General features: G+C 67.7%; 12 protein-coding genes. 6 read left to right on the plus strand and 6 right to left on the minus strand.

Annotation, left to right across the window (positions count from 1 at the left end; translation table 11 throughout):
* Positions 1–55: 55 nt before the first annotated feature.
* Positions 56–388, minus strand: coding sequence for a hypothetical protein (locus ACFPOB_RS01400; protein WP_377795313.1), 333 nt, complete (start codon positions 386–388; stop codon positions 56–58).
* A gap of 293 nt (positions 389–681) precedes the next feature.
* Here ACFPOB_RS01400 and ACFPOB_RS01405 point away from each other — a divergent pair, with 293 nt between their 5' ends.
* Both ACFPOB_RS01405 and ACFPOB_RS01410 read left to right on the plus strand, forming a co-directional pair.
* Positions 682–1,653, plus strand: coding sequence for an AEC family transporter (locus tag ACFPOB_RS01405; protein WP_377795314.1), 972 nt, complete (start codon positions 682–684; stop codon positions 1,651–1,653).
* A gap of 34 nt (positions 1,654–1,687) precedes the next feature.
* Positions 1,688–2,791 (plus strand): CaiB/BaiF CoA transferase family protein, encoded by a 1,104-nt coding sequence (locus tag ACFPOB_RS01410; protein ID WP_377795316.1) that lies wholly within the window; start codon positions 1,688–1,690, stop codon positions 2,789–2,791.
* A gap of 3 nt (positions 2,792–2,794) precedes the next feature.
* Here the strand turns inward: ACFPOB_RS01410 and ACFPOB_RS01415 are convergent, their stop codons facing one another.
* On the minus strand, positions 2,795–3,967 hold the full coding sequence (locus ACFPOB_RS01415) for a UbiH/UbiF family hydroxylase (RefSeq protein ID WP_377795318.1): 1,173 nt from the start codon (positions 3,965–3,967) through the stop codon (positions 2,795–2,797).
* A 178-nt stretch (positions 3,968–4,145) separates the two neighbouring features.
* On the opposite strand from ACFPOB_RS01415, the gene ACFPOB_RS01420 reads away from it, so the two are divergent.
* From ACFPOB_RS01420 to ACFPOB_RS01430, 3 genes are all read left to right on the plus strand, one after another.
* Positions 4,146–5,117 carry a quinone oxidoreductase family protein gene (locus tag ACFPOB_RS01420; protein ID WP_377795320.1) on the plus strand — a complete coding sequence of 324 codons (972 nt, stop codon included), beginning with the start codon at positions 4,146–4,148 and terminating at the stop codon, positions 5,115–5,117.
* Positions 5,118–5,205: 88 nt separating this feature from the next.
* Positions 5,206–6,297 (plus strand): hypothetical protein, encoded by a 1,092-nt coding sequence (locus tag ACFPOB_RS01425; protein WP_377795322.1) that lies wholly within the window; start codon positions 5,206–5,208, stop codon positions 6,295–6,297.
* A 98-nt stretch (positions 6,298–6,395) separates the two neighbouring features.
* Complete coding sequence (locus ACFPOB_RS01430) at positions 6,396–6,608, plus strand: hypothetical protein (RefSeq protein WP_377795323.1); 213 nt, start codon at positions 6,396–6,398, stop codon at positions 6,606–6,608.
* A gap of 11 nt (positions 6,609–6,619) precedes the next feature.
* Here ACFPOB_RS01430 and rimO read toward each other — a convergent pair whose 3' ends face one another.
* Complete coding sequence (gene rimO / locus ACFPOB_RS01435; protein WP_377795325.1) at positions 6,620–7,939, minus strand: 30S ribosomal protein S12 methylthiotransferase RimO; 1,320 nt, start codon at positions 7,937–7,939, stop codon at positions 6,620–6,622.
* Positions 7,940–8,207: 268 nt separating this feature from the next.
* On the opposite strand from rimO, the gene ACFPOB_RS01440 reads away from it, so the two are divergent.
* Complete coding sequence (locus tag ACFPOB_RS01440) at positions 8,208–8,735, plus strand: hypothetical protein (RefSeq protein ID WP_377795326.1); 528 nt, start codon at positions 8,208–8,210, stop codon at positions 8,733–8,735.
* 33 nt (positions 8,736–8,768) lie between these two features.
* Here the strand turns inward: ACFPOB_RS01440 and ACFPOB_RS01445 are convergent, their stop codons facing one another.
* The 3 genes from ACFPOB_RS01445 to ACFPOB_RS01455 all read right to left on the minus strand — a co-directional run bounded on the left by ACFPOB_RS01445 (position 8,769) and on the right by ACFPOB_RS01455 (position 11,187).
* Entirely contained in the window at positions 8,769–9,632 is an 864-nt protein-coding gene (locus ACFPOB_RS01445) for a sulfurtransferase (RefSeq protein ID WP_377795328.1), read from the minus strand.
* A complete protein-coding gene (locus ACFPOB_RS01450) occupies positions 9,629–10,066 on the minus strand; it encodes an OsmC family protein (protein WP_377795329.1) in 438 nt (145 codons plus the stop codon). The genes ACFPOB_RS01445 and ACFPOB_RS01450 overlap by 4 nt, the downstream gene beginning before the upstream one ends.
* 74 nt (positions 10,067–10,140) lie before the next feature.
* Entirely contained in the window at positions 10,141–11,187 is a 1,047-nt protein-coding gene (locus tag ACFPOB_RS01455) for a sulfate/molybdate ABC transporter ATP-binding protein (RefSeq protein ID WP_377795331.1), read from the minus strand.
* Positions 11,188–11,193 lie beyond the last annotated feature (6 nt).

Here is an 11,193-nt window from a genome sequence, read left to right on the forward strand (position 1 = left end):
GAGTGGCTGGGGTCCACATCGCTCGCTCCAAGATGGCCTGAACAACCCCTTGGAATCACGAGTGCCCCAGTCGCTCAACCCTTTCGGGACGGGCTCTGACGATCAGCACCAAGATCGGCAGCGAGATCGGCACGATCGCCCAGTTTGCGAGGAGAGCGGGCTGCGCCTGCGGGAACACGGCTCTGATCCAGGCGGTGAGGTAGAAGCCGAGCGAGCCGATCGATGTGAAGAAGTCGATGTTCGGAATCTGGCCGAGCTGGATGCGCTGGGCGGCGTCGAGATAGATGTCGGTGTCCCAATAATTCGGCCCCAGGGGCAGGCGCATGGGAAGCGCCAGCCCGAGGATCACCATGACCAGGAACGCCGCGATCCAGAAGGTCGGGGACATTATCGAATTCCGCCAGAGTGTCCCTGACACCGGACCTCCTGCCGCCGCTTGAGAGCTGCTCATCATCGCCTGTTCCGTGAGCTTTTGACCAAGCATGGCATTAATGTGTTACCCGATCGCTTCCATGTTCGACGATTCCTGCAATTTACGGTTGTGTCGAGCATTCAGGCCATCAGTTGCGGGAGATATCCCTCGGTTGGCACCCGGATGTGCGAGCTCTCTGGGTTCTCAGGCCCCTGGGCGCATCCTATAAGGCGACGCCGTCGCTATCGTCGGCCGCCCGAGATCGCCGCATGGCCGACATCGCCAGCCTGTTCAACCTGGTTGCGCCCTTCTTCGGGCTGATCCTGCTCGGCTTCTTGATCGGCCGCTACAAGCGCCTGCCGGGCGAGGGCCTTGCCTGGATGCAGTTCTTCCTGATCTATGTCGCGCTGCCTTGCCTGTTCTACCGGCTGATCGCCGACAAGCCGCTGAGTGAGCTGACGAACTGGCGCTTCGTCGCGGTGACGACGCTCGCGACCTTCTGCGCCTTCGTGCTCTCCTTCGCGCTCGGCTGGCGCCATACCCATGGCGACATGCCGCAGGCGGTGATGCAGGGCGTCGCCGGCTCCTATTCGAACATCGGCTATATGGGCCCGCCGTTGATCATGGCGGCGCTCGGCCCCGCTGCCAGCGCCCCGGTCGTGCTGATCTTCGTCTTCGACAACCTGCTGCTGTTCTCGCTGATCCCGTTCCTGATGGCGCTGGCCGGCGTCGACAAGCGCAGCTTCTCCGCGACCGCCGCCGAGGTGGTGCGGCGGGTCGTCACCCATCCCTTCAACGTCGCGACGGTGGCCGGCGTGCTCGCGGCCTTCTTCAAGCTTGAATTGCCGACCGCGCTCGACAAGATGACGCTCTGGCTCTCGCAGGCAGCGGCGCCCTGCGCGCTCTTCCTGCTCGGTGTCACCGTGGCGCTGCAGCCGATCCGGCAAATGCCCAGCGAGCTACCCTGGCTCGTCGCGATCAAGCTGCTGCTGCACCCGCTCTTGGTCTGGCTGCTGCTCTCCGGCCTCGGCGACTTCTCGGCGCCCTGGGTCTATGCCGCCGTGATCATGGCGGCGCTGCCGCCGGCGCTGAACATCTTTGTGATCTCGACACAGTATCGCGTCGGCATCGAGCGCGCCTCGGCCTGCATCCTCGTCGGCACCATCCTCTCGACCGTGACGCTGACGGGCTTCCTGTGGCTGGTGAAGACGGGCAGGATGCCGGCTGACCTCTTTCCCTGACGGCCCGCACGGGCCAAGCTTGCCCGGCCCATCGATGCAGCCGCTCTCCGACCTCCTCGTCCTCGACTTCTCGACTCTTTTGCCCGGGCCGCTGGCGAGCCTATTCCTCGCCGAGGCCGGTGCGCGCGTGATCCGGATCGAGCGGCCCGACGGCGAGGACATGCGCCGCTTTCCGCCGCGCTTCGGCGAGACCTCCGCGCCCTTCGCCGCGCTCAACCGTGGCAAGCAGAGCCTCGCCATCGACCTCAAGGCGCCGGACGCGCTCGAACGGCTTACGCCGTTGATCATGCAGGCCGACATCGTCATCGAGCAGTTCCGGCCGGGCGTGATGTCCCGTCTCGGCTTCGGCTACGAGGCGCTGAAAGCGCTCAATCCACGGCTGATCTACTGTTCGATCAGCGGCTACGGTCAGGACGGCGCGCGCGCCTCCGAAGCCGGACACGACATCAACTACCAGGCGGTCGGCGGGCTGCTCGGCCAATCGCTCGCGCAGGGCAGGCCGGCGCCGCTGCCGCCGACCCTGGTCGCCGACATTGCCGGCGGCGCCATGCCAGCGGTGATCAACATCCTGCTGGCGCTGCGCGAGCGCGACCGCTCAGGCCGGGGCTGCCATCTCGACATCGCCATGACCGACGCGATGCTCGCTTTCGCCTGGTATGCGCTGGCGCAGGGACAGGCCTCGGGCCGCTATCCCAAAGGCGGGGAGGGGCTGCTGACCGGCGCCAGCCCACGCTACGGCCTCTATGCGACGGCCGATGGCTGGTTCCTCGCCGTCGGCGCGCTCGAGCAGAAATTCTGGGTAAGCTTCTGTGACGGCATTGATCTCGCCGAAGAGCTCCGCGACGACCGGCGCGATCCCGCGGCGACGCAGGCCGCCATCACCGCGATCATCGGTTCCCGGCCGGCCACTCATTGGCGGGCGACCATCGAGCCGCTCGACTGCTGCTGCACCGTGGTCCGCACGCTCGACGAGGCGCTGGCCGATCCGCAGCTGACGGCGCGCGGCCTGCTCGACCGGCAGGTCGAGGAGCCCGGTGGAAAGCGCATGGTGTCGACGCCATTGCCACTCGCGCCTGTCTTCCGCGACGCCGCGCCGGCGCTGCGGCGTAGCCCGCCGGTCGGCGACTACGAGATTTGAGGTTCAGCCCGCCGCAGTGCCGCCGGCCAGCCCCTGGCGCATGACCAGGCGGCGCAAGGGCGCGATCCGCGACAGCGCCAGCAGCCCGGCGCCACGCATCAGGTCGGCTGGCAGCAGGTCGGTCAGCAGGGTCCGGTTGAGCGCATCGACAGCGCCGGTGCGCAGGCGCACATCGGTCTGGCGCGAGCGATCATAGGCTGACAGCGCCGCAAGCTCGCCGGGATCGTCAGCGCCGGCGACGGCATCGCGCAGGGCCGCGACGTCGCGCAGGCCGAGATTGAGCCCCTGCGCCCCGATCGGCGGGAAGACATGCGCGGCTTCGCCGATCAGCGCCATGCGCCCACCCGCGAACCGATCGACCGACAGGCCGCTCATCGGCACGCGCCCGCGCGGGCCTGCAACCGTGAGCGCGCCGAGGATCGAATGGGTCCGGCGTTCGACCGCCCGGGCGAACGCAGCATCGTCGAGCCCGGCAATGCGCTCGGCTTCTGCCGGTTCAAGGAGCCACACCAGCGAGGAGCGCCGGCCGGACATCGGCACCAGCGTGCAAGGGCCGGAGCGGGTATGGAATTCCGTTGAGGCGTCCCGATGCTCGCGGCGGTGGCCCAGGATCGCGGTCAGCGCCACCTGCGGATAGCGCCAGTCGCGCGTCGTGATGCCGGCAGCCTCACGGACCCGCGACTTGCGGCCATCTGCACCAACGACGAGGCGGGCCGCGACAGGCGCGAAACCATCACCGGCCAGACGGACGCTGTCGGTGCCCGCCGTGATCTCCGTCACCGCCTGCGGGATCATGCGGATACGCGGTTCAGCCGCAGCCTTGGCCGCCATCGCCTCGACCAGCGCGGCGTTCTCGATGTTCCAGCCGAAGGCCGGCAGGCCGAGCTCGGCCGCCTTGAACTCGACCGGCGGCTGCCTGAACAGGCTGCCGGTGTCATCGACCATACGCATGACCGCAAGTGGCGCCACGACTGCGTCCAGCGTGTCCGCCAGGCCAAGCGCTTCGAGCAATCGCCAGGAGCCGTCGAGCAAAGCGACCGTGCGGCCGTCGCGCGGCGCGCTGGCCTGCCCGAACAGCACGACCTGCCGCCCGGCGGCGGCGAGCGCGAGCGCTGCCGCGAGCCCGACCGCGCCTGCCCCGACGATGGCGATGTCGCAATGCTGCTGGTCCGTCATGGTCTTTGGGTAGCCGATGCCGGCGCCGCTGGCGAGCGCGCCCTTGCCGCAGGACGGCGGCGCCTATGCAAATTCGCCAGCACCCTCGGCGCTGAATGCCGGTCCCGCATGCGGCGCGGCCGTTGCGCCGATGCGGGGCAAGTCCCTATCGTCGGCCCATCGACATCAGGAGATCGCCATGGCGAAAGCAATCCGCGTACACAAGACCGGTGGGCCCGAGGTTCTGCAGCTGGAGGACGTCGCCCTGCCGGCGCCGGGGCCGGGCGAGATCCTGATCCGCAACCGCGCCATCGGGCTCAACTTCATCGACACCTATTTCCGCACCGGCCTCTACCCGGCGCCGCTGCCGTTCACGCTCGGCAATGAATCGGCCGGCGACGTGGTCGCGGTCGGCCCCGGCGTGACGGAATTCAAGCCGGGCGACCGGATCGCCGTCGTCGCGGCCCACGGCGCCTATGCCGAGGAACGTATCGTTCCGGCCTCGGCGGTGGTCGCCTTGCCGGAGAACGTCTCCTACGAAGCCGGCGCCAGCATGCTGCTGAAGGGGCTGACGGCCGAATACCTGCTCCATCGCACCTATCCGGTGAAGGCCGGCGACACGATCCTGGTCCATGCTGCGGCCGGCGGCACCGGCTCGATCCTGTGCCAATGGGGCAAGGCGCTCGGCGCGACCGTGATCGGCACCGTCGGCAGCAAGGAGAAGGCCGAGCTCGCCATGGCGAACAAGGCCGACCATGTCATCCTCTACCGCGACGAGGACGTTCCGGCGCGGGTCAAGGAGATCACCGGCGGCAAGCTGTGCAATGTTGTCTATGACGGCGTCGGCAAGGACACCTTCATGGGCTCGCTCGACTCGCTGAGGCCTTTCGGCCTGCTGGCGAGCTTCGGCAACGCCTCGGGCGCGGTCGAGGCCTTCAATCTCGGTATCCTCGCCGCGAAGGGCTCGCTCTACGTCACCCGCCCGACGATGAACACGCACACCGCCAACCGTGAGACACTGGTCGCGATGGCGAAGAACCTGTTCGAGGCCGTCGGCTCCGGCAAGGTCGCCGTCGCGATCAACGCGCGTTTCGCATTGAAGGATGCAGCCGAGGCGCACCGCGCGCTCGAAAGCCGCGGCACGACTGGCTCGACGGTGATCGTGCCGTAAACAACGGCGCAATTTCCGCCTGAATCGAACGTTATGCGGATTGCGGTCCGGCCAGGCTGCCGGACCGCTTCCATTTCAGGTGTCCCGCTTGCGCATTGCCACGGTCATCGTCTCGTCGAGCATCATCGTCGCACTCGCAGCAGGCGGCGCCATGATCGCACCGCCGGCCCTGCAGAGCTGGCAGGTTCAGCAAGCACAGGACGATCCGGCCGAGCTGTCGCGGCTTCGCCTTGCCGGCATCGCGACGCAGGATCGCATCGCCGATGAGATCGACAGGGCGGTGGCGGCCGGCGATCTTCCCCTCGCCGAGAGTTTCCTCGCGCTAGCGGCCGAGCGCGGGATCGCCGTCGCACCAGAACGCATCGCGCGGATCGAAGTGTTGCGCGAGACTGCGCTAACGCGGGCTGTCTCCGACTTTGGCCACGGCTTCATTGCCGGTGAACGCGAGAGCGATGCGGCCTTCGCCGGCGCACTCGTCGGGGACATCAGCGGCTTCGGCGATCTGCGCGATCTCGCCCGGGAAGGCCGCAAATACATCGACGGCGAGCGGACCGACGAGACAGTGTTGGCGCTCGCCGCGGTCGGCCTGGCGATCACCGCTGCGACTTGGGTCAGTCTTGGCGGTGGCCTTCCAGCCCGCGGCGGCGTCAGCGCCATCAAGGCCGCGAGCAAAGCGAAGCTGCTTTCCCCGATGCTCAATGCAAATCTCGGCCGCATGGCGGCCGGCGCAGTCGATCGCCCGGCCCTGACCGCTAGCCTCGGCGCAGCAGCCCGCCTGGACCTTGCGGCAGCAAAAACGGCGGCAGGTGGCATCGTCCGGCCCGCAGCGCTGGCGCGCTTCACCGCGCTCGGCCAGGACGCCGGCGCGCTCTATGCGCGGACCGGCCAGCGCGGCTTGCGCCAAGTGCTCGCCGTCGCCGAGGACGCCGGCGATGTCGGCCGGGCCGCGAAGCTCGCGGCGGCCAAGCCGTCGACCGTGCGCGCAACGCTCAGATTACTAGGGCGCTCGGCGTTGGTGCTCGGCGCGCTCAGCCTGCAGGCAGCCGGCTGGATGCTGGCGCTGCTCGGCTACGCACTGGCCATCGCCATGGCGGCGCAGCGCTTCGGCTGGTGGCTGGGACGGCTCGGTCGAAAGCGTCGCGCCATCTCTCGCATGGAGGCGTCCGCGCCAACTCCCTGAGGTAGAGGGAGCAAGAAAACGAAAATTCCGAAACCCGCAAGCGAAAGCGTGCCTGGAGCCAGCAAAGCGGGACCAACACGATCATTGGTCCCTACGTCATGTCCCCGCTTCTTCGCCGCCTCGGTTTCGTACTTGCTTTCGCCACCGTGACGATGGCGCTCCAGACCCAGCTCTCCGCCTGCCCGGGCGTACAGCTCGCGACCGAGATCAGCGATGCGCAGATCGTCTTCGAGAAATCGGCGCGGTCGCGCATCAGCCGCGCCGTCGAACTCCGCCGCTTGCCGCGGCCCGTGGCTGCCACCCTGGCCTGATATTGGCCGGGCTAAACCGCAATCCCGTGCAGGTCATAAGCGTCGGCGCGCTCGATCTTCACCGTGACGATATCGCCAGGCCGGAGCGGCCGCCGGCTCGAGACATAGACATTGCCGTCGATCTCCGGCGCATCCCATTTCGAGCGACCCTTGGCGACGGTCGGGCCGGCCTCGTCGATGATCACCGGAATGCGCTTGCCGACGCGGCCCTTGACGATGCGGGCCGAGACCTCGGCCTGCGTCTTCATGAAGCGGTGCCAGCGCGCTTCCTTCTCGTCCTCCGCGACCAGCGGCAGGCCTAGATCATTGGCGGTCGCGCCCTTGACCGGCTCGTATTTGAAGCAGCCGACGCGCTCCAGCTTCGCTTCCTTCAGCCAGCCGAGCAGGAAGTCGACATCGTCCTCGGTCTCGCCGGGGAAGCCGACGATGAAGGTCGAACGGATGGCGAGGTCGGGGCAGATCTCGCGCCATTTCCGGATGCGCTCCAGCGTCTTCTCGTGATGGGCCGGCCGGCGCATCGCCTTCAGCACGGAGGGCGAGGCATGCTGGAACGGGATGTCGAGATAGGGCAGCACGTTGCCCTCCGCCATCAACGGGATGACCTCGTCGACATGCGGGTAGGGGTAGACATAGTGCATCCGCACCCAGACACCCATTTGCCCAAGCTCGCGCGCCAGCTCGAAGAAGCGGGTGCGGACCTCGCGGTCCTTCCACATCGACGGCGCATACTTGATGTCGAGCCCGTAGGCGCTGGTGTCCTGCGAGATCACCAGCAGTTCCTTGACGCCGGCCTTGACCAGCTTCTCGGCCTCGCGCAGCACGTCGCCGATCGGCCGCGAGACCAGGTCTCCGCGCAGCTTGGGGATGATGCAGAAGCTGCAGCGATTGTTGCAACCCTCTGAAATCTTGAGATAGGCGTAGTGCCGCGGCGTCAGCTTGATGCCCTGGTCAGGCACCAGATCGATGAAGGGATCGTGCTTGGGCGGCACGGCCTGATGCACGGCCGAGACCACGCTCTCATAGGCCTGCGGGCCGGTGATCGCGAGCAGGTTCGGGAAGGCGTCGCGGATCTGCTCGGGCTCGGCGCCCATGCAGCCGGTGACGATGACCTTGCCGTTCTCGGCCATGGCCGAGCCGATCGCCTCGAGCGATTCCTGCTTGGCGCTGTCGAGGAAACCGCAGGTGTTGACGATGACGACATCGGCGCCCGCATGGCTCTTGCTGAGCTCATAGCCCTCGGAGCGCAGCGAGGTGATGATGCGCTCGGAATCGACGAGCGCCTTTGGGCACCCGAGGGAGACGAACGAGATTTTCGGCGCGACGGCGTTCATCGGCGGCGGAACTCTGACAGGGAAAGATGAGGGCGCGGCAAGGCCGGCACGATTGGCGCCTCTTTGATCCTTTTTGGACGAATTTGCAAATGCACAGCTCTCATGCCGGCAGCGCCGCACGCTGGCCAAGGCATGCGAAAAGCGCGGAAACCGCAACAAGCCAGCACTATCCCACCGGCGATGAGGCCGAGCAGGCCGCGCCGATGGAAGCCTAGTGCCCAAGCGCTACGGCACGAGCCGCCGCGCAACCCCTTTCAGGAGGCCGGCTATGGCTACTTTTTCTCGTCGCGTTTCGTGCGCGCTGTCGCTCGCGCTCTGCCTGTCCACATCGCTGGCGCCCGCTTTTGCCGGCGAAGGCGGTGGGGGCGGAGGCGGCGGCGGTGGCGATGATCGCTGGGCCGTGTTCCACAACCAGCCGAATCTGGGCCAAGCTGCGAGCGGCTATGGTCACATCGGCCGGGTCGATCGCGCCGCCGGGCCTCGTGCCGGCGGTGGCGCCATGGGGCATCAGGACGGCGTCGCTTCGGCCGACGCCGTCCTGCCCGACGGCACGCGCATCCGCTCGATCGGCCTCGCCAGCGGCGACCGCTTCGTGACGACGATCACTCCGGATGGCGTAGTCCGTTCAGGCTTTCGCCCGGCCGGACAGCGGGCCGGCCAGCCCCGCGCTGCCAGCCGTACCACCTACAATCCGCGCACCGGCATCACCTCGACCTGGACCACCCAGGCCGACGGCACCCACGTCGGTGTCCATGTCGACCGTCAGGGCAATCGCTCGGTCTCGACCAGCCGATAAGCGAGTGCTCCACCAGCCAGCTGGGGCTGCCGCTCAGGCGGCTCCCGCCGCGACCGGCCGTTCCGGGTCCTGCGTCCAGTCGGTCATCGAGCCGTCATAAAGCGAGACCTCCTCGCGCCCGAGCAACTCCGACATCACGAACCAATTGAACGAGGCGGTGTGGCCGGTATTGCAATAGGAGATCACCGGACCGTTCGGCACCGAGCCGAACAGGGCAGCGAGCTCTTCGACCGGCCGGAAGCGCCCAGTCGCAGGATCGAAGGCAGCCACGTAGTCGCGGGACACGGCGCCAGGAATGTGCCCGGCGCGGGTGGCCTCGGCGGCCTTCTCCTTGCCCTCGAAATAGCTGGCCGAGCGGGCGTCCACGAGCGTCGCGAGCTTGCTGCGCGAGGCGACGAGCGTGGCGTCGGCGGTGCTGCGCAATTTCTGCTGCACCACGACCGGATAGGGAGCCGCTGAATGCGGCTTCGACGGCCCTGTCTCGATCGGCAGGCCCGGAGAGGTCCGCCAGCCCTTGAAACCACCGTCGAGGATCGCCTGCTGGCCGTGGCCGATCAGCTTCAATGTCCAGTAGACGCGGGTCGCTGCGGCAAGGTCGCTGGCGGCGAGCCCGGCCGGGACGATCACGACCTTGCTCGGCGGCGTGATGCCGAGCCGCCCCGCCAGCTCGGCGAGATGGTCGAGCGGCGGCAGCATGCCCGGCGCATTGCCGATCTTGGCGCGCCAGCCATCGGCGGCGTAGTCGCTGTGGACGGCGCCGGGGATATGACCGGCCTCGAAGGCCTGGCGCCCACCTTCGGCGGCAGCGCGAATGTCGATGATGACGAGATCGGGGGAGCCCAGCGCACCGGCCAGGGCTTCGGGAGATACCAGCCCCGAGGTCGGGATATCTGTCATTCCGCGGCCTCCTGTTGCAGTTCGTCGACGACCACCAGTGAGGTGCTCATTTCGGCGGTGGCGCCCAGCATGATCGAAGCGGAGCAATACTTTTCCTTCGACAATGTGACGGCGCGCTCGGCCTTGGCCTGCGACAGGCCGCGACCGCTGACGCGATAGGCGATGTGGATCTTGGTGAAGACCTTGGGGTCCTCGCTGGCGCGCTCGGCCTCGACCTCGACCTCGCAGCCCGTCACCGCCTCGCGGCCCTTCTTCAGGATCTGCACGACATCGAAGCCGGTGCAGCCGGCGAGCCCGATCAGCAGCATCTCCATTGGCCTAATGCCGATATTGCGCCCGCCATATTCCGGCGCGCCGTCCATGATCACGGCGTGGCCGCTGCCGGCCTCGCCCATGAAGGCCATGCCCTCCACCCATTTCGCCCGCGCCTTCATGGCCGTCTCCTGTCGTCAGAACGTGTTCAGGTGACAGGCATAACCCGCCCGCTGCGCGAAAGGCGAGGGGGGCATCAGGCCGCGGCGAAGAGGTTGCCATGCGTGATGCGTAAGCGAATCCGCTCGCCGATCGCCGGCGCGACCTGGCTGGCGAGATCGACGTCGAGCCGCTTCGGCAGGCCGTCGACGGCGACCTCGGCGCGGCGCAGCGGCCCGTTGCGGCGCAGATGCTCGACCACTCCGGGCAAAGCCAACGGTGCGTCGTCGACGATGCGCAGATGCTGCGGGCGGACATAGAGCGAAGCCGGCCCGCTCTGGTTCTGGCGCAGGCCGCCGAGCACCGGCCGATCCAGGAAGAAGGCCTGACTGCCGACGACCTTGACCGGCAGATGGTTGGCGTCGCCGAGGAACTGGCAGACGAAGGGTGTCGCCGGATGGTCGTAGACATCATCAGGCGAGCCGACCTGTTCGAGCCGGCCGTCATGCAGGATCGCGACCCGGTCGGCGAGCTCCAGCGCCTCTTCCTGATCGTGCGTGACGAAGACGGTGGTGTGGCCGGTATGCCGGTGCAACTCACGCAGCCAGGCGCGCAGGTCCTTGCGGACCTTGGCGTCGAGCGCGCCGAAGGGCTCGTCGAGCAGGAGAACGCGCGGTTCGATCGCCAGCGCTCGTGCGAGCGCAATGCGCTGGCGCTGGCCACCGGAGAGCTGGCTCGGATAGCGCTTCTCGAGGCCGGGCAGCTGGATGAGATCCAGGAGATCCGAGACGCGCTTTTTGATCTCGGCCGAACTCGGCCGTTCGGCGCGCGGACGCGACTTCAGGCCGAAGGCGATGTTCTCGGCGACGCTCATCGTCTTGAACAGCGCATAGTGCTGGAAGACGAAGCCGATCCGGCGCTCGCGCAGCGACAGTTCGCGGGTATCGGTCTCGCCAAATAGCACGCGGCCGCGCTCGGCCTGCTCCAGCCCGGCGATGACGCGCAGCAGCGTCGTTTTGCCCGAGCCAGACGGGCCGAGCAGGGCGACGAGCTCGCCCGGCTGGATATCGAGCGAGACGCCGCGCAGAGCGGGGAAATTCTGGAAGCGCTTCTCGACGCTTTCGATGGTGACGGCGACCGACATGGGCTC

It is taken from the genome of Allobosea eneae (assembly GCF_042657265.1).
GTDB classification, from domain to species: Bacteria; Pseudomonadota; Alphaproteobacteria; order Rhizobiales; family Beijerinckiaceae; genus Allobosea; species Allobosea eneae.

What these genes read in the sequence shown, in the direction of transcription:
- rimO (WP_377795325.1), bottom strand. Translation starts at nt 7,939, where the DNA reads ATGAACGCCGTCGCGCCGAAAATCTCGTTCGTCTCCCTCGGGTGCCCA.
- ACFPOB_RS01410 (WP_377795316.1), top strand. Translation starts at nt 1,688, where the DNA reads ATGCAGCCGCTCTCCGACCTCCTCGTCCTCGACTTCTCGACTCTTTTG.
- ACFPOB_RS01420 (WP_377795320.1), top strand. Translation starts at nt 4,146, where the DNA reads ATGGCGAAAGCAATCCGCGTACACAAGACCGGTGGGCCCGAGGTTCTG.
- ACFPOB_RS01430 (WP_377795323.1), top strand. Translation starts at nt 6,396, where the DNA reads ATGTCCCCGCTTCTTCGCCGCCTCGGTTTCGTACTTGCTTTCGCCACC.
- ACFPOB_RS01445 (WP_377795328.1), bottom strand. Translation starts at nt 9,632, where the DNA reads ATGACAGATATCCCGACCTCGGGGCTGGTATCTCCCGAAGCCCTGGCC.
- ACFPOB_RS01415 (WP_377795318.1), bottom strand. Translation starts at nt 3,967, where the DNA reads ATGACGGACCAGCAGCATTGCGACATCGCCATCGTCGGGGCAGGCGCG.
- ACFPOB_RS01450 (WP_377795329.1), bottom strand. Translation starts at nt 10,066, where the DNA reads ATGAAGGCGCGGGCGAAATGGGTGGAGGGCATGGCCTTCATGGGCGAG.
- ACFPOB_RS01400 (WP_377795313.1), bottom strand. Translation starts at nt 388, where the DNA reads ATGTCCCCGACCTTCTGGATCGCGGCGTTCCTGGTCATGGTGATCCTC.
- ACFPOB_RS01405 (WP_377795314.1), top strand. Translation starts at nt 682, where the DNA reads ATGGCCGACATCGCCAGCCTGTTCAACCTGGTTGCGCCCTTCTTCGGG.
- ACFPOB_RS01455 (WP_377795331.1), bottom strand. Translation starts at nt 11,187, where the DNA reads ATGTCGGTCGCCGTCACCATCGAAAGCGTCGAGAAGCGCTTCCAGAAT.
- ACFPOB_RS01440 (WP_377795326.1), top strand. Translation starts at nt 8,208, where the DNA reads ATGGCTACTTTTTCTCGTCGCGTTTCGTGCGCGCTGTCGCTCGCGCTC.